The sequence below is a fragment of the Enterobacter cloacae complex sp. IR5384 genome, assembly GCF_049237265.1.
Lineage (GTDB): Bacteria > Pseudomonadota > Gammaproteobacteria > Enterobacterales > Enterobacteriaceae > Enterobacter > Enterobacter cloacae.
The window spans coordinates 79,799-103,856 of record NZ_JBMKHJ010000009.1 but is presented as its reverse complement, the minus strand read 5'-3'; the positions used below and the strand labels follow the sequence as shown (position 1 = coordinate 103,856).

Sequence of the window (24,058 nt, the reverse complement as noted above, 5' to 3'; positions counted from 1 at the left end):
ATGGCATCGTTAAAGGTTAAATATGCTGCAATGATAATCGGCAGCCTTCTTGCGGGAGGGCTGATTGCAGTGACGGCGTGGCAGTATATTTATGCTGCCGAAAAAACAGAAAATACCCCGCCGGAACGAAAGGTGCTTTTCTGGTATGACCCGATGAAGCCCGACGTTAAATTCGATAAACCCGGTAAATCGCCGTTTATGGATATGGATCTGGTCCCTAAATACGCGGATGAGAATGACGATAAAAGCGGTGCCGGTATCCGTATTGATCCGACGCAGGTTCAGAATCTGGGATTAAAAACGCAAAAAGTGACCCGCGGCACGCTGAATTATGCCCAGACCATCCCGGCCAACGTCAGCTATAACGAATATCAGTTTGTGATTGTGCAGGCACGATCCGAAGGCTTTGTGGAGAAGGTGTATCCCCTGACGACAGGCGATCGTGTGAAGAAAGGCACGCCGCTCATCGACATTACTATTCCGGAGTGGGTGGAAGCGCAGAGTGAGTTCCTTCTGTTGTCCGGCACCGGTGGCACGCCCGCGCAGCTGAAAGGGGTGCTTGAACGGCTTCGTCTGGCAGGCATGCCGGAAGCGGATATTCAAAGGTTACGCTCGACCCGCACGGTCCAGACCCGGTTTACCATCAAAGCCCCCATTGACGGGGTGATCACCGGCTTTGACCTGCGTACCGGGATGAATATTTCGAAAGATAAGGTTGTGGCACAGATTCAGGGGATGGATCCGGTGTGGATCAGCGCGGCCATACCTGAATCCATCGCGTATCTGCTGAAAGACTCCTCGCAGTTTGACATTTCGGTCCCGGCGTACCCGGACACATCGTTTCACGTTGAAAAATGGAACATTTTGCCAAGCGTCGATCCTGCCACCCGTACGCTGCAGGTTCGCTTGCAGGTTTCCAACAAAGACGAACGGCTTAAGCCGGGCATGAATGCGTACCTGAAGCTGAACACCCAAAGCCAGGAGATGCTGTTGATCCCCTCCCAGGCCGTTATCGATACGGGTAAAGAACAGCGGGTCATCACCGTTGACGCGGAAGGGCGATTTGTGCCGAAGCAGATCCACGTTCTGCACGAATCCCAGCAGCAGTCCGCCGTAGGATCCGGCCTCAACGAAGGGGAGTCGGTGGTGGTTAGCGGTCTGTTCATGATTGATTCCGAAGCCAATATTACCGGTGCGCTGGAGCGTATGCGTCAGCCTGAAAAGAGTCATTCAGGCCATTGAGGAGACGACGATGATTGCATGGATTATCCGGCGCGCCGTCGCCAACCGTTTCCTGGTGATGATAGGGGCGCTGTTTCTAAGCGTCTGGGGAACATGGACCATCATCAATACGCCGGTGGATGCCTTACCCGATCTGTCTGATGTTCAGGTGATTATTAAAACGAGCTACCCCGGCCAGGCACCGCAAATTGTCGAAAACCAGGTGACGTATCCGCTCACCACGACCATGCTGTCGGTGCCGGGTGCGAAGACCGTGCGTGGGTTTTCACAGTTTGGTGATTCCTATGTGTACGTTATTTTTGAAGACGGGACCGATCTCTACTGGGCCCGCTCGCGCGTTCTGGAATATCTCAATCAGGTTCAGGGGAAGCTGCCTGCTGGTGTCAGTTCGGAAATTGGGCCAGACGCTACGGGCGTGGGCTGGATCTTTGAATATGCGCTGGTGGATCGCAGCGGAAAACACGATCTGTCCGAACTGCGTTCCTTGCAGGACTGGTTCCTGAAATTTGAGCTGAAAACCATCCCGAACGTGGCGGAGGTGGCCTCGGTCGGCGGGGTGGTAAAGCAGTATCAGATCCAGGTCAATCCGCTGAAACTGGCACAATACGGCATCAGTCTGGCTGACGTGAAGCAGGCCTTGGGATCCTCTAATCAGGAAGCAGGGGGCTCATCGGTCGAAATGGCGGAAGCAGAGTATATGGTCCGGGCCAGCGGTTATCTTCAGACCATTGATGATTTCAATAACATCGTCCTGAAAACCAGCGAGAACGGAGTACCGGTTTATCTGCGTGATGCTGCTCGCGTACAAACCGGGCCTGAAATGCGGCGCGGGATCGCCGAGCTTAACGGGCAGGGAGAGGTCGCGGGCGGCGTGGTGATCCTGCGTTCGGGTAAAAACGCGCGTGAAGTGATTACCGCGGTAAAAGATAAACTGGAGACGCTGAAGGCCAGCCTGCCGGAAGGTGTTGAGATTGTTACCACGTACGATCGCAGCCAGCTGATTGACCGGGCCATTGATAACCTGAGTTATAAACTGCTGGAAGAGTTTATTGTGGTGGCCATCGTCTGCGCGCTGTTTCTCTGGCATGTGCGGTCTGCGCTGGTGGCGATTATCTCTCTGCCGCTAGGCCTGTGTATTGCTTTTATCGTTATGCATTTCCAGGGGCTGAACGCCAATATTATGTCCCTGGGCGGGATCGCCATTGCCGTGGGGGCGATGGTGGATGCCGCCATCGTGATGATTGAAAACGCGCATAAACGGCTTGAGGAGTGGGATCATCAGCACCCTGGCGAGCAGATTGATAACGCGACCCGCTGGAAGGTGATCACCAACGCCTCCGTTGAAGTAGGCCCCGCGCTGTTTATTAGCCTGCTGATCATCACCTTATCGTTCATCCCTATTTTTACCCTCGAAGGTCAGGAAGGGCGACTGTTTGGTCCGCTGGCCTTTACCAAAACGTACGCCATGGCAGGCGCAGCCGCGCTGGCCATTATCGTCATTCCCATTCTGATGGGCTTCTGGATCCGGGGGAAAATTCCTGCCGAAAGCAGTAACCCGCTGAACCGGCTGCTGATTAAAGCCTATCATCCGCTGCTGCTGCGGGTGCTTCACTGGCCAAAAACAATCCTGCTGGTGGCGGCTTTGTCAATCTTCACGGTTATCTGGCCGCTGAGTCAGATGGGCGGCGAGTTTCTGCCGAAGATCAACGAAGGCGATCTGCTGTATATGCCATCAACTCTGCCGGGCGTTTCTCCGGCTGAAGCGGCTGCGCTGTTGCAGACCACGGACAAGCTCATCAAAACCGTTCCTGAAGTGGCGTCTGTGTTTGGCAAGACCGGTAAGGCAGAGACAGCAACGGACCCCGCACCGCTTGAAATGGTGGAAACCACCATTCAACTGAAACCCGAGGATCAGTGGCGACCCGGGATGACGATTGACAAGATTATTGACGAACTCGATAAAACAGTCCGTCTGCCGGGTCTGGCTAACCTCTGGGTGCCGCCGATCCGTAACCGCATCGACATGCTTTCTACCGGGATTAAAAGCCCAATCGGTATCAAGGTGTCAGGCACCGTTCTGTCGGATATCGACGCCACGGCGCAGAGCATTGAAGCGGTCGCCAAAACCGTACCCGGCGTGGTGTCTGCTCTTGCAGAGCGGCTGGAAGGCGGGCGTTACATTGATGTGGATATTAATCGTGAAAAAGCATCCCGCTACGGTATGACGGTGGGGGATGTGCAGCTGTTCGTCTCCTCCGTAATTGGTGGCGAGACAGTAGGGGAAACGGTTGAGGGCGTGGCCCGGTACCCGATTAATATCCGTTATCCTCAGGACTACCGGAACAGCCCGCAGGCATTGAAAGAGATGCCGATCCTGACCCCGATGAAGCAGCAAATCACGCTGGGGGATGTGGCGGACATACGTGTCGTTTCCGGCCCGACGATGCTGAAAACGGAAAATGCCCGACCAACCAGCTGGATCTATATTGATGCCCGCGGCAGGGATATGGTGTCGGTGGTCAATGACCTTAAGACGGCCATCAACCAGAACGTGAAGCTGAGACCGGGAACCAGCGTGTCGTTCTCCGGTCAGTTTGAACTGCTGGAACATGCCAATAAGAAACTGAAGCTGATGGTGCCGATGACGGTGATGATTATTTTCATTCTGCTGTATCTGGCATTCCGCCGCGTTGATGAAGCCTTGCTGATCCTGATGAGTCTGCCGTTCGCTCTGGTCGGGGGGATCTGGTTCCTGTACTGGCAGGGCTTCCATATGTCTGTCGCCACCGGCACCGGGTTTATTGCCCTGGCCGGGGTGGCCGCCGAGTTTGGCGTGGTGATGCTGATGTATCTGCGCCATGCCATCGAAGCGAATCCGGCCTTATCCCGACGGGAGACATTCACCGCACAAGCGTTGGATGAAGCCCTGTACCATGGTGCGGTTCTGCGTGTCCGACCTAAGGCGATGACGGTGGCGGTTATCATTGCGGGTTTGCTGCCCATACTCTGGGGAACCGGCACGGGGTCAGAAGTGATGAGTCGGATCGCCGCGCCGATGATTGGCGGGATGATCACAGCGCCGCTGCTGTCGCTGTTTATCATTCCGGCGGCGTATAAGCTTATCTGGTTGCGCAGGTATAAAAAGCAATAAACAGACCCCGCCAGAGATGACGGGGTTTTACGTTTTACGAGTCTGGTGCAAAAGTTTACGCCAGGCACGATTGAACACAAGGCTTATAACCGCCAGCGTAAGATGCACCTGCACAGCACGCATGAGGCCTTTGCTAATCAGAAACATCGTCATGCCATTGATGCCTAAGAACAGCAGGGCGATCAAAACCACCCATATAAATACGCTTTCTTCAGGCAGCCCGAGGGCGGCGCTGACTTTGTAACCTAACCACAGCTGCGGTATCCCAAAACAGTTCGTCCAGGGGGCAGAAACGTACCATGGAAGTGGAGCGTATTGGTCGCCAGAGTTTGAAAAGTCTTCCGACATCATTCACTGATTATGATGTGAGAGCAGAGGCTGAGGCACAGGATATGATTTATGGATTTATTGCATTTAACTTATGTTGAGTGAGAGCTCTGTTTATTAGAAATGAATTGTGTACATCATTGATTTGAATGATATTTTTTCTCTTTGAGGGGGCTAAATGACTTCATGAACTAACAGGGTATTCATTTCCTATGAGCATGTTCTGGCAGCATACGCTTGTTCAGTGCATGGAACATTAGCTATGTTCGCCGTAGAATAACACACCATATTTAGGGGTTTACTGATTGCCTTCTTGAAAAAATGTTTAATTTCTGTAACATCTAGATGCACTAAGACTTATTCGGAATAACTAATTATGAGAGCGGTAGCGTTGTCACTGCTGACTTGCTTTCCCGTTGAGTTTAAGCTCAACCCTGGTAGCAATCATTTCTAAAAAATGAAGCTTTTATTGCATCCAAGTTATAACAATATTCTATGCAAACGGTGATAGGGCAATAAAACGCGACTAAAATTATTAATAAACCAATCTCACAACACACAAAGAATCAAGCGAAATAGTATTGGTGAGGGGGGCTTCAAAATAAATTTAATCACCCTGGCGCTTCAGGTGTGAACGTTAAGGAATAAGTAAATAAAATTAGAATCATGTAATACGGAAAGCCATATGTTTAATAAAACATTCGCTATTTCTAATGAATATTATTAATATAAAATGAGCTTATCTTCTCTCAACTGGCATCATCAATAATTTTGGTTATTCTATTGAAATTTTGAATAAAATTAAATTCTTGGTCAGCGGGAGTTAAAGCCGAAACCGAGGGATAAAACGGAGTTAAGCAATGACGGATCAAAATAACTACCTGGCGTCGCTCGAGACCTGTAGACGGATCGCCAAAGAAGAGTACACGACTGTTCAGAGCCACTTCGAACAATGCGATGCCATTATCGATGGGTTGAGTAAAGAATTGCAACGCGTGATTGAACATGGTAGCCGAACGCTTTCCAAAGATAAGATGGTTGTTGATGGTCTTACCGACATGCTGCATAACCTTGAGAGGGATTATGGAAAGCTACTCTCGAAACGAAACGCCAATCTTGCAAAGCAGCTAAGAAGTCTTGATTGCTTTAACGTCATGCTTTTTGGTCGCACAATGGCGGGTAAAAGTACGGTTCGCGAGGCGATTACCCGAGGAGATGGTCGGACCATTGGCAAAGGAGCACAAAGAACAACACGCGACGTTCAAGAGTACGAATGGAACAACTTAAGGATAGTCGATACCCCTGGCTTCGGAGCTTATAACGGCCTGGAGGACACGCAGGTTGCCCACGAGATCCTTGAGCAGTCAGACGTCGTGCTGTTCATGCTGAATAGCGACAGTATTCAGGAATCAACTTTTGTTGAGCTCGAACATGTTCATAAGCTCAACAAACCCTTGATCTTCGTGTTGAACATGAAAAAAGATCTGGAGAATGAGGGAAATCGGCGACGGGCGCTGAAAAATCCGGAAAAATATATTTTCAAAGAAGAAGATATTCAAGGGCATACTGAGCGCTTAAAAAAACTCGCTGGCCGTGTAGGCATCAATCCCGGCGCGGTTCGAATCATCCCCATTCATGCCCAAGCTGCCTTCCTGGCAACGACTATCACGGGTGAGGAAGGTACTCAATTGCATGAGCTGAGTCGAATCGATCACATTCTTAATGCGCTCATTGATGAAGTCGAAGGCAATGGCCCGATCCGTAGAGTCCAGACGTTTCTAGATTCAAGCCTTCACCATATTGAGGAGCAGAGTTTACTGATTCTAAGACAAAGGGATCAACTTTCCATGCTTTTGCCACAGTATGAAAGCGGCCTCACACGTATTTCCCAATGGAAGATGAAGACGCTTCGCGATGCACCACGGTTCCTCTCAAGGGAAGTCGATCTGGCTTTTAAACCTCTCATTGACTCTGTGGCTGATTTTGTTGATGACAATATTGAGAGTGACAATGCGGCAGGCGCCTGGGATCGTCATTATAAAAGTTTAAATATTGTTAAAAATATTGAGAAATCGGTGCAGGATTTGGCTGAGCAGGTGATGGAGGAACTTCAGGATTTCAATCGTGAAATGAATGAGGGACTTGATATTACTCTGTCTTTTGAAGTTATCCACAATGTGAAGAACTTCAGCGAGTTCGACTTCAGGCGAATAAATGGCTGGGGTTCGGCGATATCCGGGGCTATAAGTGCTATTGCATTCTTTAATGCCTGGAATCCTGTCGGTTGGGTGGCGGCTGGTATTGGTTTAGTATTCACCATATTCTCGTTATTCTCAGATAGTCGTGCTAAAAAACTTAAAGAGGCTAAGTCTAAACAGCGTCAGGTTTTGCTTGATGATATCGAGGGAAGTAAGAAAAAAATAAAGGCTAATCTAGTCGATTGGTTCGAAATGAATATCCATCGGGCCTGCATTATCCCGGCGGAAAATAACCTGTCTCTTCTTTGTCAAGCACTGAGTAAGTTTATAAGTGAAATGGATGTTGCCGACAGTCAACTCTGTACCTTGAAGCACGAGATTAACTTTAGGCTACTGAACAGAGTGGCTCATATCATCACTAAGCAACATTTTGTCCTGCCGAGGCCGATCAAGGTGGTGCGCATTCCTGGCTATGCATGTTATTTTCTTATTTCAGATTATTTCCGAAACACTGACCTTCTTATAGCTATGAGTAAATCCATGAGAGAAAAGATACTGGCAGTGTATAACACAAGCCTAGATAAAAAAATATCACATCTTTATAAAGGACTCGTAGATAGGGTCGAACTGACCGGAGATAATAATGTTTCCGTATTCGTTCAGAAAAAAAATATAAGTAAAGTTATTGGGAAAGACCACCGCCGCATAAAAATGGTGGCTGCGCTTTGTTCCTGTGAAATAGACCTCATCACTGTTTAAGGAAGAGTCATGACCGAAATTGGTTACAACACGCTCAAAGAAAAGGTGGAAAGCCTTTACCAACGTTCTCATGAGTTATGGTGCGCCGGTAACGTCAATGCATCGGAAGCAAATTTTGATATTAATTTAGCGCCTTTAAATCTTGTTTTTGCTGGACAGTATAGTGCTGGCAAGTCCTCTCTCATTAAAATGCTGACGGGTATCGAGAATATCAAAACTGGGGCCGGTGTTACTACAGATGCGGTTACTCAATATCAGCATAAGTCGTTAAACATCTGGGATACGCCTGGGATACTTGCGGGTGAATGCGAACAACATGATGCCAAAGCGCTTGAGGCGATATCGAAAGCAGATCTTCTGGTCTATGTCATTACCAATGAACTGTTTGATGATGTCGTTGGCGCGGCCTTCCGGGACCTGTGCTTTAAGCAAGGACGCGCCGGGGAGATAATGATCGTCATCAATAAGTTTGAAAGCGACTCGGCCGATAAAGAGACTAAGATTTCGGGTATCACGCAGGTGCTTGAGCCCAAAATTCCTGAGGACTTTCCCATCGTTTTTACTGACGCGCAGTCATTCTTCGACGCGTTGGATGAGGACGATGAGCAAGAACGTCAAGAGCTGTTGGAGCTTTCCAACGCGGAAGGGCTCACCAAAGCCATTGATAGTTTTGTGGCGCAACGTGGTCTGTACGCCAGGCTGACAACGCCTCTCCAGCAGCTTCAAGTCAGGCTGGAATCAAAAATAGATGAGCTGACTATTTCTGACCCGCTGCAAAAAGGCTTGGTGAGCTTACTCACTCAAAACAAACGCGTATTTATGGCTAACAGGCGTGATCTGATTAAAAAAGTCGGAGTGAATCTGGACACGCTGAATAGTCAGATCGTTGAGCAAGGCAACCAACTGGCCGATGCTTTAGGTGGAGAACAGGAAGCATTCGAAAAGATGCAGGACATCGCGATTTACAAATGTGAGCGACTAATTAATTCGACTTTGGAAGCGCTGCGGGACACTGTAGACGAGTGTCTGTCAGATCTGGAGGCTGAGTTAGTCGAATTGGCGAATACCCCTGCCAGCGCGAAGATCAATGAAGCACTGTTGACTGCAAAGAATTTCAACCCCGAAGCCGAACAAGGGAAAGTCGGCAGCGTCTCAAACGACGATCCCTTCAAGCTTAATAGTGCAATTAATCAGGGTATGGTGAAGTCTGCAGAGAAAGGGTTTTCCTTCCTGGCAAAAAGCGCTATAGGTGATGCCTCTAAAACGGGGCTGAAATCCATTTCTGGTAGCAGCCTGCACAGTGCTATTAAAGAAATTGGGGGCTTCTTTGGCTACAAGTTCAAAGCTTGGGAGGCGGTAAAAATAGCGGAAAAAATAGGGAAGGGCGCAAAATTTCTGGGTCCCGCCATGGCGATTTTTGGGGTGGGTATGCAGATTTATGATGACTATCAACAGTCTGAGCATGCAAAAAAGATTGTTCAAATTAAGCGGGACATTCGCAAAAACTTTAAAGAATACAGCGAAGCCGTGCGTGAGAGTATGGATACTCAGCTCAAGAAGGTGCTTGAAATGGGCTTTGATCTGCCTATCACGAATATCGATGAGGCTCTGCATGAAATACGCTCACAGGTTGAGGGGAAATCCGATTGCGCTAATGCGCTGCGGGCACAACTGGATGAAATCAAAAATTTACGCGAAGAGATTCAAGGTGCCTTTTAATATTTCAAGACATAATTATTTTGTATCTAGAGTTCTGCGCTAAATAGGTGTTCCAAAACTATACACTCTTGCCAGCCTGTTTTTACCCATTAAGAGATGGGCTGGCCTTTGTTGATTCTTAATTAGGATAATGTCTGGATTGTGAAGAGAATGTACTCTGTACCTAATGCAAGAAACGAGAGGGAGATCAGAAATCCTAACGTATTGATTTATCAGATAGTGGGAGTGCCTTATGAACTTATTTACCACAGTAGATAATTTAACATAATATACATTATGCGCACCAAGGTTGATTCAGGGCGAATCCAGCATTCCGTGGCCGTCATTGTGTTCCCTTGGCTACTGATAGCTGTTGTAAAATCATTTACGAGTTTGTACATAACGCTACCCACTGAGCTACCTGGTTGATAGTCTTGATTACACAGAGTACAGCGCTGATGGAGAAAACATGTCGATAACCGAAGCAAAGCTGCTGGCATCTGGATTTACATCCTCGGAGCTTCAGAAGTTGCGTAAGTACATAACAAAAGATGCCCTTTCTCTGGATATGGTGATATCTGACTTGTCCAGACGTTTTAACGCAGCGTTGTTATTGACCATATTGCTTGCTGCTGTTTACCTCATAGTTCTTATCATCGCGTCCAGAGAAAATGTAGTATCCACGGGCGTTGCGATGTTGATCGCTTTGTTCATCATTTGTTTTTTTTCAGCCGCCGTTTCTTTCCTATAAGGCATGGAAAATTAAAAAGAAATACCGTTAACACGGCCGCTGTCTTTAGAATCTCTTATCTCAGTTTGCTGACGTAGCCATCATCACTCATCTTTCATAAATATGGCATATGCTTAGCGGATCCTTCTCTCAGCAGAATTCAAAAACAGGTTCAGAAACTCATGAACAGCAATCTGCCTCCGGTCGACGACGAACCGGGCGTTCCACCTCCGCATGTCAGTTTCCGTGAAGCCTTTTTATTCTGGCTGAAGCTGGGATTCATCAGCTTTGGCGGGCCGGCCGGGCAGATTTCGATAATGCATCAGGAGCTGGTTGAAAACCGACGCTGGATATCCGAACAGCGCTTTTTGCATGCACTGAATTACTGCATGGTGCTTCCGGGCCCGGAGGCGCAACAACTGGCGACCTATATTGGCTGGCTGATGCACCGCACCTGGGGCGGCGTGGTTGCCGGGACACTGTTTGTGCTCCCTTCCCTTTTTATCCTTATTGTCCTGTCGTGGATTTACGTGGCGTATGGCCATTTGTCTGTCGTGGCCGGTCTCTTTTACGGCATAAAACCGGCAATTACGGCGATTGTTGTGCAGGCTGCGCACCGTATCGGTTCGCGGGCGCTGCGTAACCGCACGCAGTGGGCAATCGCTGCCGCCGCGTTTGTCGCCATTTTCGCCCTCAATGTCCCTTTTCCCGTTATTGTCCTGTCAGCCGCAATGATGGGTTATGTGGGTGGGCGCCTTTACCCCGACCATTTTGGTCAGGGTAACGCCCATGACGCCAGCCGAAAATCCTACGGTGCTGCCATTATTGATGACCATACGCCAGCGGCTCCGCATACGGTTTTCAAATGGTCACGCTTGACCCTGATTATCATTGCCGGTGTTTTTTTATGGGCAACGCCAATGGCGATGCTCTATCTGAGCCTTGGCTGGATGCACCCGTTTACCCAGATGGGCTGGTTCTTTACCAAGGCGGCGCTGCTGACATTTGGGGGTGCCTATGCGGTACTGCCTTATATCTACCAGGGCGCGGTTGGTCATTATCAGTGGCTCACGCCAACGCAGATGATTGATGGTCTGGCACTGGGTGAAACCACGCCGGGGCCGCTTATCATGGTTGTGGCATTTGTGGGATTTGTTGGTGGCTATGTGAATATGGCGTATGGACCGGATCAGCTTTTCCTGGCAGGCGCTGTAGCGGCCGTGCTGGCGACCTGGTTTACGTTTCTGCCATCGTTTCTGTTTATCCTGGCCGGTGGGCCTTTTATTGAAACGACGCACAACAATATTAATTTTACCGCGCCACTCACGGCAATTACCGCAGCGGTGGTTGGCGTGATCCTGAATCTGGCACTCTTTTTTGGCTACCACGTGCTCTGGCCACAGGGATTTGACGGCAAAATGGACTGGATAGCAGCGGTCATTGCTTTTGCTGCCGCCATCGCACTATTCCGGTTCAAATATAGAGTCACACACGTAATTGCCGCATGTGCGGTAATCGGGTTGATTTTACATCTTTTCCTCAGAACATAGAGCAAGGCCCCGAATAACCGGGGCCTGACAGCCATTCTAACCTTCACGTTTAAAGAAAGTTGAAGCACGTCTGATATACTTCAGTTTTTTTAAAAAGCCGCACTAAGTAAATGGAAATTGAACTGGATAAAAGTTTTAAAGAACGCGTTTTGCATGCGGTTCTTTTCGAAGTGACGGCCAATGTCATCATTGCGCTGTCACTTGCGTGGCTGATGAACGTGTCGGTGCTTCAGTCGGGTTCGTTGTCCGTGATATCTGCACTTGCCGCCACGGCATGGAATTTTGTGTTTAATAAATTCTTTGACGCCTTGCAGAAAAAATATGCGTTTCAACGAACATTTCTCGTGCGTGCAATCCATGCTGTCTGCTTTGAAACAGGACTTATCATTACATTAATTCCTGTCGCGATGGTAATGCTGAATTTAACAGTCACTGAGGCATTTTTTGTCGAGATCGGTCTGGTACTGTTTTTTCTGCCATACACGATGCTCTTTAACTGGCTTTATGACTACCTGCGTTGGACATTTGTTGGGCGGAAACGGTCCGCCATTTAGCGGCTCTGTATTTTAACAGGAGGAAGGAAAAATGCGTTGTAACTTAATTAAAGCAGTATGTCTTACTTTAGCGGTTTCTGCAGCCGGAACTGCCCTGGCAGTTCAGAAAGCGTCTCAGGGCGGTATTACTCTTTTTGCTGAAAAGCAATCCCAAGGAAGTCAATGGGATAGCACAACTGGCGAAGCGCAGTACATGGTCAGCTACAAGGTGACACTGAATAACGCGTCTGATAAAAGTATTGAGCCGGGCAAAGACAATAAAATGTGTTTCTTCCTGTTTGATAAAAACGGCAAATCATTTATGAGTACAGGTATCGAACTGGAGATGCTGAAAAAATACAAGCCGATGGATAACCGTACGGGAATGGTGTATTTCAGCAGTTCGAACCCTGACGTTTTGAATATGCCATTTGTCCGTTTCGGCATTGGACAGGATTGCACAAAAGGATGATGTTCGCCGCCTGACGGCCATAATATCGAGGCGGTCTGTCATGCACCGGACTGATTCATGATGGCTTTTGTGCGGGTTTCACTGCCGGTGCTGCGAACCAGTTTTCTTCCGCGACGACGACCGCACCTTCCGGCTGCATCACGAAGTTTGGCGACATAATCTGCACGTTGAACTCGTTGAAAACGTCCTGAATGTTACTGTGGAGCTCATTGCGGGCTTCGGCAAGTGACTGTCCGGGCTGCAATTTTACCTGCAGCTCATAGGCAATGTACCAGTCCATCAGCCCCAGCTGACGCACCAGGGGCTGCTGCGAAGGGTCAACACATTTCGACCGTCTCGCCGCCATCTCCAGCATGGCATGAACCTGTCGCCATGGTGTGTCATAGCCAATCGTCACGCCAATCGTCAGGTTCACGCCACCGTCAGGATTCTGTACGCTCAGATTGGTGATTTTTCCGCTCACCACCACCGCATTGGGTACGGTCACAACATAGTTCTCGCGGATGATGATCTTGGTCGCCAGCATGCCTATCTCCGTGACCAGCCCTTCGTTATCCGCCACCCGTATAACGTCTCCTTTCCTCAACGCTCGTGAGTAGATCAGTACCAGTCCGCTCATCGCATGGTTCATCACGCCTGCCGAACCCAGGGTAAGCATCAGGCCAAAGAAGACGCTAATGCCTTTAAACGCCAGCGAATTCGCTCCCGGTAAAAACGGATAGGCCGCAGAGAGGGCAAATAACCACACCACGACAGAAATCAGTTTACGCGTAGCTCCCACGGTTTCAGGATGAATGCCCGGCAGCTGCAGGCGCCCTGCTTCCACCTGATTTAACAACACCTTCAGGAGCTTCAGAATAAAGGTGGTAATCACAAAGATGATCAGGACAATCATAATTCCCGGCATGGCCGAGACAATCGACAGCGCAATGTCCCGCAGCACGCGCATGGTCCAGTCGCCTAACGATGCACCCCAGACGCGTGTCCAGGGGAACAAGCTGAACGCCCAACTCAGCCAGAGATACAATCCGAGAATGCCCAGTAAAATCATCAGTAAAGCATACAAACGAGCCTCAATTGCGCCGACAAACTTACGCCAGCTCTGCGGGATAACGCTGCGGTTTTCAAGAATGCGGCGACGGCAAACATTGCGAACCCAGCGCCACGACCGCCACGCCCCGTACCAGAAAAGAGACAGAACAAGCAGCCCGACGACCGTTTTCCCGGCGGAGAGCGCCAGCCAGCCGGTGTCATATTGATCGCGAAGCGCCGTACGTTGCGCCTCCATCCGCGCCAGCACGCGCTGAGCGGCCTGGTCGAGAGTCAAATCGTCCCCCTCATCCAGGTCCGCCTGCGTAAGCAATAAAACAGGCTTATTGTTCATGACAATCAGCCTTCCCTGCTGGTTGTAACGGGTGACGGGAACAATTTTCAGCGGCTCACGTACGTCCTGCTGCGTGAAATTGCGCAGGGTATGGCGAATACGTAACACGCGTTCTTCAGGCGTCGTGAGACCAAATTTGGCCTGCAACATCACAATCGGTTGATGAAAAATATAAACGGTTCGGGCCCGCTCCTGCTCAGTAGGCTCCTGGCGTGGCTCGGCGGCGACGCCAGTAAATGAGATGACCGAGAGCACGCAGGATAATAATGCGAGCAGGACCTTATTCATTTCCACCCCCTGAAACGCAACTTATTGTTATTTTTCAATTGCCCCAGAGAATGGCGAGTCTCTGCATGTTGAGCATAGACCAGCGTCGCGCTTATGCAACATCACCATTATGCATGATACTGCTTGTATTTGCACGATGGTGCCTATTAAGATACGTTTCAGAGCTGAAAACCGATACTTCAATTATTAACGTGCAAATTCATGCACCATCACGCAACGAGGTATGTATGACACAACAGTTGATTTTAATAGCGGGCCCCTGGCGCAGCGGGACTGATGGCGACCAGGCCAAAATGGATGAAAACCTTGCCCGTCTGGAAAACGCAGCATTAGCCGTATACCAGCGTGGCCACGTTCCGGTGATTGGTGAATGGCTTGCGCTACCGCTGGCAAAGGCCGCGGGTTCAACGTCCATTGGGGATGAAATCAGTGAAGCGATGCTCTATCCCGTTGCACACCGGCTCATTGGGAAATGCGACGCGATTTATCGTATTGCCGGTGCGTCTAAGGGAGCTGATATGGATATCGAGGTTGCCCGTAAGCTCGGGCTGAACGTTTACACCTCGTTAGAAAGCATCCCTCAGGCCTGAGGACGCGCCTGAACCTGCCTGCTCATCACAGGCAGGTTCAAGGGTTATTCTGGATCTGATGTCGTCACCACGGAGACGCCCTTCTCCCTTACCGCGCTAATCCAGGCGCGATCGGTATCATCTTCCACGACAATCGTATTGGCCAGCGATAGCTCGCCAATCACAAACGATGACGCGGTGTTTATTTTTTCTGGCGATGCCAGGACCACTGTCTCGGCGGCCCTGCCGGAAAATGCACGTTTGATGCACGCCTCTTCGAAATCGCCGGTGGTAAGCCCGGCTTCAGGATGGATGCCGGTAACCCCCATGAAGAACAGATCCGCATGGATATTGTCGATGCCTTCAATGGCCGCTGCGCCTACCGTCACGATGGAGTGTTTGTACAGACGTCCTCCGATCAGGATCACTTCAATCGAAGGATGCTCGACGAGCCCAAGGGCAATGCTCGGGCTGTGTGTGACCACGGTAATGCGTAAATCCGCCGGTAAATACGCGATCAGTTCCGATGTGGTGGTGCCGCCGTCGACAATCACCACCTGCCCAGGGGAAATGAGCTTTGCGCCTTTGCGGGCCACATTTTTTTTCGCGTCCATCTTCACCGATTTACGCTCGGCAAACGGCACAGTGGCCGACGAGGCCGGCAGCGCACCGCCATGGACACGCTGCAAACGCCCTTCCGCCGCCAGTTCGCGGAGATCACGACGAATGGTGTCTTCTGACACCGCGAAATGTGCGCTGAGCGCTTTAGACTGGACCTGGCCTTCAGCGGCAAGCTTCTCGAGGATTAATTGTTTTCGCTGACTGGTGAGCATTGTGGATTCCTGATATTGCACGCTTTATCTTGAATGTGCATGATAATGCTGTTTATGACGATCACTCTACGTAAGGAGCAGCAAACGTGCAATCGAAACGTGCAGATGTGCGCATCATTGAAAATGAAACCCTGTCGGATAACTGGTACATCCTCAAAAAGTACACCTTTGAGCTGCAGCGACGCGACGGTGAATGGCAGCGGCAAAGCCGCGAAGTGTATGACCGGGGAAACGGGGCCACGATACTGCTCTATAACCGTGATAAAAGAACGGTGATCCTGACGCGCCAGTTCCGCTTTCCGGTCTTTATCAATGGCCATGAGGACGACCTTATCGAGGCCGCTGCCGGGCTGCTGGATAACATGGATCCCGAAAGCCGCATCAAGGCGGAAGCGGAAGAAGAGACCGGATATCGTGTCTCCCGTGTTGAGAAAGTCTTTGAAGCCTACATGAGCCCAGGCTCCGTCACGGAAAAACTCTATTTTTATATCGCAGAGTATCACCCGCAGGATCGGGCCAGCGCAGGCGGCGGCATCAAGTCAGAGGGAGAAGATATCGACGTGCTAGAAATGCCGCTGGATGAGGCCTTGCGCGGTATTGATACCGGCAGGATTGTCGACGGCAAAACGATTATGCTGCTTTACCATATCGCGCTGAAAGGCGTTCTGTAGTCACTGCGTCGGTTGAGACCTGCCCCAGTGCGGGTCTCTGCCTGTGCTATTCTTGCTGATGAATTCAACACGGAGAGGCAAAAATGGCCGACTGGAACCCTTCGCTTTATCTGCAATACGGTGCCGAACGCACGCGCCCTGCTGCTGAACTGCTCGCCAGAATTCCACTGGATGAGGTGTCCACCATCGTTGATTTAGGCTGCGGACCGGGAAACAGCACCGCGCTGTTGAAGCATCGCTGGCCTTCCGCCCACATCACTGGTGTTGATAACTCACCGGCGATGCTCGAAGAGGCGCGCCAGGCGTTGCCCGATTGCCACTTTGTTGAGGCCGATATCCGGCAGTACAAGCCAGGCCAGCCGCTGGGCCTGATTTATGCGAATGCCTCGCTACAGTGGATCCCTGACCATTACGAGCTCCTGCCGCATCTGGTTTCGCTGCTGAAGCTAAACGGCGTGCTGGCGATCCAGATGCCGGATAACTGGCTTGAACCGACACACGTCTCGATGCGCGAAGTGGCTGTTGAACAAGGTTATCCGAATCGAGGCCGTGAACCTCTGCCCGGTGTCCATGCGTATTACGATATTCTGACGGAGGCAGGCTGCGACGTGGATATCTGGCGCACAACCTATTTCCATAAAATGGGGTCGCATCAGGCGATTATTGACTGGGTCAGCGCCACGGGGCTGCGTCCGTGGTTACAGGAGTTGAATGAAAGCGAGCAGAAGCAGTTCCTGAAACGCTACCATGAACTGCTGGAAGAGCAGTATCCGCTTCAGGAAAACGGGCAGATACTGCTGGCATTTCCACGCTTGTTTATCGTTGCTCAACGTCAGCCGTAAGTCGGCTCAGGAGCGAGCCTCTTTCAGCAACTGCTGAATGACTTTTTCCTGCTGTTCGTAATTGCCCTCGCCAAAGGAGGTGTAGCGCAGTTGCCCTTTGGCATCGAAATAGTAGTGTGCGGGCCAGTACTGATTCCCGAAGGCGTTCCAGATCTTATAGTTATTATCCGTGACCACCCGATACGGGAGCTGCCATTTCGTCACCGCTTTTTGTACCGAGGCGAGCGGTTTTTCCCACGGGTATTCCGGCGTATGCACACCTATTACCACCAGACCCTGCGCCTGGTACTTTTGGGCCCAGTCGCGAACGTGCGGGAGCGTATGCTGACAGTTGATGCAGTCCCACGTCCAGAAATCAATCAATACTACCTTCCCCCGCAGAGAGTCAGACGTGACAGGGTCACCATTTACCCATCCTGTTCCGCCGCTTAAGGAGGGTAACTGGCTGCTGGGTTCGGTCATCACCACTGGCTGAAGCTTCACCGGTGCCGTTGCGGGTTTCGCCAGCGTCAGGAGCGAATTCTCCAGACGGTCTGCGACCCCGTTAGCGCCTTTCAGAACGGACGTCATCCCGGTGGCGTTAAACGCAACGGTCGCTAACATGACCACGCCCGCCCCCTTGCGTAACCTTTCCATCAATGCCGATCTGGCGCGCAGGGGTGCCATCAGCGCGCGACCACCGATAACCAGCAGCCCCAACATCAGCGCGCATCCGCTGCCATAAGCGGCCAGCAGTGCCCCCGTGGCAATGGCGGAGTGACCGGCAATATTCAGGCTGAAGATGGCACCCAGAATCGGTCCGGCGCACGGCGACCAGAGCAACCCAACGGCCAGCCCGGCCAGAAATGCGGAGAGAGTACCGCGCGTCTGCCCGCTGCGTGTGTTGAGGAGATTACCTGCGCTGACGGCCGGTCCGGCAATACGCTGGGCGAATGTCGGGAAAATGAGTGCCAGTGCGGCTATTGCCAGTACAACCAGTGCGACCCAGCGCCCTGCTATCGTCGCCTGGGCGATCCAGTTGCTGGCTGCGGTAGCCACCAGTGCCACGAGGGTGAACATTACAATCATCCCCGCGAGCAACGCCAGAATATGCCGTCGTTGCCCCTGGAACCCGGCAAACAGCAGTGGAATAACGGGGAGTGTACATGGGCTGAGCAGGCTTATCATTCCGCCCAGAAAAGCGATTATCAGAAACATAGTGACCTCACATTAGAGATGCCCTGCGAAGCTGCAGTGAGGTTATTTCACCGTGTTGATATGTTCAGGATATGTGCAAATCAGCGCGAATTGTCTGTGCGCGTATCATGAAGGCTGTCCGATACAAAACCGTACAATTACCCGCGCGGCAGCGTAATCGAAACGTCCAGCCCACCCTCGGCGTGGTTCGCCAGATGCAATTTCCCGCCTAACTGCGCAGTCAACTGGGCGGCGATCGCCAGCCCTAATCCGGTGCCCCCGGTGTCGCGGTTTCGTGAGGTTTCCACCCGATAAAACGGCTGCAATACTGCCTCCAGTTCGGCGTCCGGTATCCCCGGTCCGCCATCGCGAATGGCGATCGTGACATGATGGGCATCTGAATGAATCGTAATGACGGCGTAGTCGCCAAATTTCAGCGCATTATCCAGCAGATTGGTCATCACCCGGCGTAGCGCCTGCGGACGCGTGACCACGGGCATACGGGCATCGGTCGCCTGAAGCTGCACGTTTTTCCCGATGTCCTGGTAATCACTGGCGATGCTGTTTATCCAGGCATTCAACTCCAGCTTGAGCGAGGTCTCTTCCAGCGATTCTGATGACCGGGCATACGCTATTCCTTCCCGCACCAGGCGCGTCATATTGTCCAGGTCATTGAGCAACTTGTCCCGCAGTTCCGGCTGGTCCGCCATTTCGACGCGCAACTTCATGCGCGTTATCGGGGTCTGAAGGTCGTGCGATACGGAAGCCAGGATCTGCGCACGCTCGCGCAGGTAAGACTGGATACGCGCCTGCATCGCATTAAAGGCGTGCGCGGCCCGTTGCACCTCGACTGGTCCTGTCTCGGTCATTGGCGAGCTTGCTGCCGGGTCGAGGGAATCCACCGCCCGGGTAAACTGAGAAAAGGGTCGAATAACCTGACGCACGGCAATCCATGAGCAGAACGCCAGAAGCAGTAGCTGCAACACAAGCACTACAGGCAGCCAGCTGGCGACCGGAGGCATTCGGGGGATAAGGTCAATGGTCAGCGGCGAACCATCGCTCAGCGTAAGGTGGGCCTGAATATGGGAAACCGGCCCCGGCACGGCAGTAAACGTCAGTGGCCAGGTTGCCGACAGCGCCTCTGTCAGGGTGCGGATGGCATCCTGCGAGCGTTTGTCATGCGGTGCGGGCCCCGGTTCACCGGTGCCCAGAATGTAGCGATAGTTCCCCCGCGCCAGTCGTTCCAGCCAGGCTGGACGCTCCCTCGCGGGAAGCCGGTCGAGGATGGCCACACTGGTGGAAACGTCATATTCCAGGTTGCCGAGCATCACCGTGCGGGCGCTGCGCATCCGCTCAAGCATGACCAGCGTGAGGCTGAGCGCGTTGGCCAGCAGGAGCCCCAGCATCACGATAATCAGCAGTCGCGTCAGTAACGAGCGTGGCCAGAGCCTCATTCATTGGCCTCTTTGATGATCACCGGCATGGTAAAAACGTACCCTTCGCTGCGAACGGTCTTGATGTAGGCCGGCGTGCGGGCATCTTCATTCAGCCGCTGACGAACCCGGCTGACCAGAAGATCAATCGAGCGCTCAAAGAGTTCAGCATCTCGCCCCTGGGTCAGGTTAAGCAACTGATCGCGGCTCAGCACACGCTGAGGATGGTCTAGGAACACGCGCAGAAGTCGGTATTCCGCCCCGCTGAGTGCCACAATCATCCCCTCGCTGTCGATCAGGTGACGAGCAACGGTGTCCAGTTGCCAGTTGCCGAACATCACCAGGCGCCCGGCCTCGGTCACCTGCAGATTGGGTGGCATGGAACGAAAACGGCGCAAAATGGCTTTGATACGCGCCAGCAGTTCGCGCGCAACAAAGGGCTTCACGACATAGTCATCGGCCCCCATTTCCAGCCCCAGGATCCGGTCTGTCTCTTCGTTGCGCGCGGTCAGCATCAGGATCGGCAGATCTTTATGTTTACCGCTGCGCAGTCCCCGGCAGAGCGTTAATCCGTCATCGCCTGGCATCATCACGTCCAGCACCACCAGATCGACATGCTGTTTATCTAGCACGGCCCGCATCTCTTTGCCGTTTGCCGCTCCAGACGCGCGATAGCCCGACTTGACGAGATAGTCGACAATCAATTCACGAATATCCCTGTCGTCATCGACGACAAGGATATGATCAATATGCTCCACCGGGATCTCCTGACTGAGGGGTAACGTATTGAAAATAGCACATATCACAGCTTATCCGCATCGATAACCGCCTTGACGAAATCCTGCGGATCTTCCTGCGGCGGGTTGTGCCCCACGGTGGCCCCAAAGGTGCGGTGTTCATATTTACCGGTGAATTTACCGGCATAGGCTTGCGGCGCAGGATGTGGCGCCCCGTTGTTGCCGCCTTCGATGGTAATTGTCGGAACGGTGATATTTGGCAATGTCGCCAGCTTTTGCTCGTAGCTGTCGTATTTACGCTCGCCTTTTTCAAGCCCCAAACGCCAGCGATAGTTGCTGAGCGTAACCGCGACGTGATCGGGGTTATCCAGGGATTTTGCGCTGGCGTTAAAGGTTGCATCGGAAAACTTCCAGTCTGGTGAGGCCTGAGACCAGATCAGACGGGCGAAGTCATGGGTATTTTTGGCATAGCCTTCGGCACCGCGTTCTGTTGCGAAATAGAACTGATACCACCACTGCTGCTCTGCTTTTGGCGGCAGCGGCTGTTTACCAATCTGCTGGCTGCTGATGAGATAGCCACTTACCGAAACAAGGGATTTGACACGTTCAGGCCACAGCGCCGCGACAATGTCCGCCGTACGGGCGCCCCAGTCGTATCCCGCAAAAACAGCCTGCTTAATGTTGAGGGCATCCATCAGGTTAACGATATCTTTCGCCATGGCCGAAGGCTGGCCGTTACGCGGCGTGCTTGCTGACAGGAAGCGCGTGGTGCCGTAGCCGCGCAGCGAAGGCACAATGACCCGGTAGCCTTTTGCCGCCAGCGCGGGTGCGACTTCGGCATAGCTGTGAATATCGTAGGGCCAGCCATGTAACAGAATCACCGGCTGTCCCTCTTTTGGTCCGATATCGACATAGCCGATATTCAGATCGCCAGCGTTAATTTGCTGAGGGTGATCGAAGGCTGCGGCAACATCTTTGCCGGTGACTTCGGCCTGACAGGACATGACGGTGCCAAGAGAAACGGTTAACGCCAGGGTTGAATACGCGAGTTTGCTGAACATGTTGGTATCTCCGGTTAAGAACAGTTGACGGGGATATAACAACACGCGTTTGTATAGCGGATATGTGCGAAAGGGGGTTTATTGCAATCCTGTGTATGTATCCGGTACACAGATACAGTGTGATACAAACACAGGTGATTCAGGCTTACAGCGAGAGGCGGTAGCGTACGTAATCGTCTGCTTCACCGTATTTGTCATAGAGTTTACGCGCCGGGTTGTTCTCCCGGGTCACCCAATACAGTTTCGACCACCCTTCGCGCTTGCCTTCGGCTATCAGGGCATCAATGAGCGCCTTCCCGGCCCCCGCACCGCGTTCGGTGGCATCGACAAACAGATCTTCCAGGTAGCAAACGGGGGCCGTTGACCAGGTGCCTTCGTGGAGAATGCACATCGCGAAACCAATGATCTTTTCGTCTTTCTCTACTACGCGGCAGAACATCGGTGAATGCGATGAGAGCGCCCTTTCCCATGTCGATGCGGTAACCGATTCATCGAGAAAGCAGTCATAAAAATGGGTATACCCGTCCCAAAGTGGACGCCACTGGGAGTAATCATTTGCGTGTAAAGGTCTTACGATAACTGTCATGTTTTTCTCACTTTACGGCGCTATAAACTGCTGACAAAGTGCATGGTGTATGTTTCGCCCGGCGGCGCTACGCTTGCACGGGCCTACAATGAATTGGGAAGTGTAGGCCGGGTAAGCGCAGCGCCACCCGGCAAGAAATCAGCAACCTCAAGCGCCCTTTAGACCGCTCTTTACAAAATACCAGAACGCAAACAAAATCATAACGCTTAAATATGGAGATCTGCGGATGACGATACCGACTCTCACGACAGAACGCTTGCTGCTAAAACCGCTGGTTGCCGAAGATGCCGTTCAGATTCAAAAGCGCTATCCGCGCTGGGAGATTGTCCGCTATCTGGTCTCTTCCGTGCCCTGGCCCTACCCGGATAACGGCGCGGAAAACTATGTCAACAACGTGGCGCTGCCGGATATGGCGAAAGGGATTGCCTGGTTCTGGAGCATCCGCCGTCGTGAAGCGCCGGATGAACTGATGGGGGTTATCTGCCTGTACGATGTGGAAGATAACAACCGCGGGTTTTGGCTGGCGCCGGAGTTTCAGGGAAAGGGATATATGCGCGAAGCCAGCATTGCGGCAACGGATTACTGGTTTAACACGCTGAACAAACCCGTATTGCGCGCGCCGAAGGCGGCCGCCAATAGCCGCTCCCGTCGTATTTCAGACAGTAGCGGCATGCGGCTTATCAGAACGGAAAAGAAAGCGTACGTCAGCGGTATGCTCGATTCCGAGCTGTGGGAAATCACCCGGGACGAGTGGAACGCCCGTCAGGTCAGCTGATAATACTTATCCGGCATCAGCCTTTCCGGAATGTTCTCTTCATCGTTCATCTGCAGCAGATCGCGTTCCATCATGTTGCAGATGGCGTCCAGCGGCAGGTCGTTGTCTTCGGTACCAAACGGATCTTCCAGCTCTTCTGCCAGCGTATCCAGCGAAATAAAGGTATACGAAATCAGCGCAGAGACAAACGGCGTCATGTAGTGCAGGTCAACGACCAGCGCGAACGGCAGCATGATGCAGAACAGATAGACCGTACGGTGCAGGATAAGCGTATAAGCAAACGGCACGGGCGTGGTGGCGATGCGCTCGCAGCCTGACAGGACAATCGACATATCGTTGAGACGGTTGTTCAGGCTGTGGAACAGAATATCGGAGAGGTCTCCGTTACGGCGTCTGACGGCCAGCCATTCACCCATGATCAGCAGAATACGGTTCGCCGGGGAATTGGCGGCCATGACGTTGCGTAAATCCTCCGCCGCCAGATAGCGCGCCAGTTGCCCTTCCCCCTGTTCACGACGCAGGGTCATGCGCAGACAATGGGCAAAGGCGATCTGCAGGCGGACGAACTCACCCAGATGTTTATCATCCGGCAAGGTGTTTTTAACCTCGCGAAATAACGAGCGTGCCGCTATCATCAGTTGCCCCCATAGCTGGCGAGCCTCAACGTAGCGCGAATAGCAGGCGTTGTTTCTGAACCCCAGAAAGATAGCGATGGCCACACCCAGGATGCTGAACGGCGCAACGGTAAATTTAATGCCCAGCGAGGTATACCACGGCAGCATCAGAATAACGGCGATGGATAGCAGGAAGTTAAGTAACAACCGGGTATAGATTTTAGGAAGTACCGAACCGTGCCAGACGAAAATCAGTTGTAGCCAGTGCTGTTTGGGACGAACAATCATAGTCAGCTTCAGGAAAGGAAAGAGCCGCGTTATTAAACGTGATCCCTGTCACGGTTGCAAGCTTGTTAATAAGAGATTGCATTTTATCACCTGATAAGAAATAAACCGCACGGTGCTAGAGCCTGCTTTACATAAACGAGT

21 protein-coding genes are annotated in these 24,058 nt (G+C 51.8%); 12 read left to right on the top strand and 9 right to left on the bottom strand.

Going from position 1 to position 24,058, the window contains the following annotated elements; genetic code table 11:
* Together ACOTX3_RS10350 and silA are read left to right on the top strand one after the other, a co-directional pair.
* Complete coding sequence (locus ACOTX3_RS10350; protein ID WP_058679092.1) at window positions 1–1,242, top strand: efflux RND transporter periplasmic adaptor subunit; 1,242 nt, start codon at window positions 1–3, stop codon at window positions 1,240–1,242.
* Between the two features lie 10 nt (window positions 1,243–1,252).
* Window positions 1,253–4,393 carry a Cu(+)/Ag(+) efflux RND transporter permease subunit SilA gene (gene silA / locus ACOTX3_RS10345; RefSeq protein WP_058679093.1) on the top strand — a complete coding sequence of 1,047 codons (3,141 nt, stop codon included), beginning with the start codon at window positions 1,253–1,255 and terminating at the stop codon, window positions 4,391–4,393.
* Between the two features lie 27 nt (window positions 4,394–4,420).
* Here silA and ACOTX3_RS10340 read toward each other — a convergent pair whose 3' ends face one another.
* The gene (locus ACOTX3_RS10340; protein ID WP_234355758.1) at window positions 4,421–4,744 is read right to left on the bottom strand and encodes a hypothetical protein; all 324 of its coding nucleotides are present in this window, start codon (window positions 4,742–4,744) and stop codon (window positions 4,421–4,423) included.
* Window positions 4,745–5,580: 836 nt separating this feature from the next.
* Here ACOTX3_RS10340 and ACOTX3_RS10335 point away from each other — a divergent pair.
* The 6 genes from ACOTX3_RS10335 (at window position 5,581) to ACOTX3_RS10310 (ending at window position 12,660) form a co-directional block, all read left to right on the top strand.
* The gene (locus ACOTX3_RS10335; protein ID WP_127869264.1) at window positions 5,581–7,677 is read left to right on the top strand and encodes a GTPase; all 2,097 of its coding nucleotides are present in this window, start codon (window positions 5,581–5,583) and stop codon (window positions 7,675–7,677) included.
* A gap of 9 nt (window positions 7,678–7,686) precedes the next feature.
* Window positions 7,687–9,396 carry a LeoA/HP0731 family dynamin-like GTPase gene (locus ACOTX3_RS10330; protein ID WP_058678497.1) on the top strand — a complete coding sequence of 570 codons (1,710 nt, stop codon included), beginning with the start codon at window positions 7,687–7,689 and terminating at the stop codon, window positions 9,394–9,396.
* Between the two features lie 448 nt (window positions 9,397–9,844).
* On the top strand, window positions 9,845–10,126 hold the full coding sequence (locus tag ACOTX3_RS10325; protein ID WP_048972123.1) for a hypothetical protein: 282 nt from the start codon (window positions 9,845–9,847) through the stop codon (window positions 10,124–10,126).
* A gap of 161 nt (window positions 10,127–10,287) precedes the next feature.
* The gene (gene chrA / locus ACOTX3_RS10320; RefSeq protein WP_038980712.1) at window positions 10,288–11,655 is read left to right on the top strand and encodes a chromate efflux transporter; all 1,368 of its coding nucleotides are present in this window, start codon (window positions 10,288–10,290) and stop codon (window positions 11,653–11,655) included.
* Between the two features lie 110 nt (window positions 11,656–11,765).
* Complete coding sequence (locus ACOTX3_RS10315; RefSeq protein ID WP_013096588.1) at window positions 11,766–12,209, top strand: PACE efflux transporter; 444 nt, start codon at window positions 11,766–11,768, stop codon at window positions 12,207–12,209.
* A 31-nt stretch (window positions 12,210–12,240) separates the two neighbouring features.
* The gene (locus tag ACOTX3_RS10310) at window positions 12,241–12,660 is read left to right on the top strand and encodes a DUF4354 family protein (protein ID WP_038980708.1); all 420 of its coding nucleotides are present in this window, start codon (window positions 12,241–12,243) and stop codon (window positions 12,658–12,660) included.
* Between the two features lie 55 nt (window positions 12,661–12,715).
* Here ACOTX3_RS10310 and ACOTX3_RS10305 read toward each other — a convergent pair whose 3' ends face one another.
* Window positions 12,716–14,332 (bottom strand): mechanosensitive ion channel family protein, encoded by a 1,617-nt coding sequence (locus ACOTX3_RS10305; RefSeq protein WP_127869263.1) that lies wholly within the window; start codon window positions 14,330–14,332, stop codon window positions 12,716–12,718.
* Window positions 14,333–14,559: 227 nt separating this feature from the next.
* On the opposite strand from ACOTX3_RS10305, the gene ACOTX3_RS10300 reads away from it, so the two are divergent.
* Window positions 14,560–14,922 carry a DUF4406 domain-containing protein gene (locus ACOTX3_RS10300; protein WP_023619585.1) on the top strand — a complete coding sequence of 121 codons (363 nt, stop codon included), beginning with the start codon at window positions 14,560–14,562 and terminating at the stop codon, window positions 14,920–14,922.
* A gap of 44 nt (window positions 14,923–14,966) precedes the next feature.
* On the opposite strand, the gene ACOTX3_RS10295 is transcribed toward ACOTX3_RS10300, so the two are convergent.
* Window positions 14,967–15,734, bottom strand: coding sequence for a DeoR/GlpR family DNA-binding transcription regulator (locus ACOTX3_RS10295; RefSeq protein WP_023619584.1), 768 nt, complete (start codon window positions 15,732–15,734; stop codon window positions 14,967–14,969).
* 86 nt (window positions 15,735–15,820) lie between these two features.
* Here ACOTX3_RS10295 and ACOTX3_RS10290 point away from each other — a divergent pair, with 86 nt between their 5' ends.
* Entirely contained in the window at window positions 15,821–16,405 is a 585-nt protein-coding gene (locus tag ACOTX3_RS10290) for an NUDIX domain-containing protein (RefSeq protein WP_020688643.1), read from the top strand.
* An 83-nt stretch (window positions 16,406–16,488) separates the two neighbouring features.
* Window positions 16,489–17,247: a trans-aconitate 2-methyltransferase gene (gene tam, locus ACOTX3_RS10285; RefSeq protein ID WP_058678499.1), complete on the top strand. Its 759-nt coding sequence runs from the start codon at window positions 16,489–16,491 to the stop codon at window positions 17,245–17,247.
* A gap of 6 nt (window positions 17,248–17,253) precedes the next feature.
* Here tam and ACOTX3_RS10280 read toward each other — a convergent pair whose 3' ends face one another.
* The 5 genes from ACOTX3_RS10280 to ACOTX3_RS10260 all read right to left on the bottom strand — a co-directional run bounded on the left by ACOTX3_RS10280 (window position 17,254) and on the right by ACOTX3_RS10260 (window position 22,240).
* Window positions 17,254–18,444 (bottom strand): cytochrome c biogenesis protein/redoxin, encoded by a 1,191-nt coding sequence (locus ACOTX3_RS10280; protein ID WP_040020903.1) that lies wholly within the window; start codon window positions 18,442–18,444, stop codon window positions 17,254–17,256.
* A 137-nt stretch (window positions 18,445–18,581) separates the two neighbouring features.
* Entirely contained in the window at window positions 18,582–19,877 is a 1,296-nt protein-coding gene (locus ACOTX3_RS10275) for a sensor histidine kinase (protein WP_058678501.1), read from the bottom strand.
* Window positions 19,874–20,614 carry a response regulator gene (locus ACOTX3_RS10270; protein ID WP_058678502.1) on the bottom strand — a complete coding sequence of 247 codons (741 nt, stop codon included), beginning with the start codon at window positions 20,612–20,614 and terminating at the stop codon, window positions 19,874–19,876. Before ACOTX3_RS10270 ends, ACOTX3_RS10275 begins: the two co-directional genes overlap by 4 nt.
* 44 nt (window positions 20,615–20,658) lie before the next feature.
* Complete coding sequence (locus ACOTX3_RS10265) at window positions 20,659–21,654, bottom strand: alpha/beta fold hydrolase (RefSeq protein WP_013096598.1); 996 nt, start codon at window positions 21,652–21,654, stop codon at window positions 20,659–20,661.
* Between the two features lie 145 nt (window positions 21,655–21,799).
* Window positions 21,800–22,240: a GNAT family N-acetyltransferase gene (locus tag ACOTX3_RS10260; protein WP_058678503.1), complete on the bottom strand. Its 441-nt coding sequence runs from the start codon at window positions 22,238–22,240 to the stop codon at window positions 21,800–21,802.
* Window positions 22,241–22,466: 226 nt separating this feature from the next.
* Here ACOTX3_RS10260 and ACOTX3_RS10255 point away from each other — a divergent pair, with 226 nt between their 5' ends.
* Window positions 22,467–23,015 (top strand): GNAT family N-acetyltransferase, encoded by a 549-nt coding sequence (locus ACOTX3_RS10255; RefSeq protein ID WP_013096602.1) that lies wholly within the window; start codon window positions 22,467–22,469, stop codon window positions 23,013–23,015.
* On the opposite strand, the gene ACOTX3_RS10250 is transcribed toward ACOTX3_RS10255, so the two are convergent.
* Window positions 23,003–23,917, bottom strand: a complete 915-nt coding sequence (locus ACOTX3_RS10250; RefSeq protein WP_038980694.1) for a bestrophin family protein — start codon at window positions 23,915–23,917, stop codon at window positions 23,003–23,005. The two genes, ACOTX3_RS10255 and ACOTX3_RS10250, sit on opposite strands and share 13 nt — an antisense overlap.
* Window positions 23,918–24,058 lie beyond the last annotated feature (141 nt).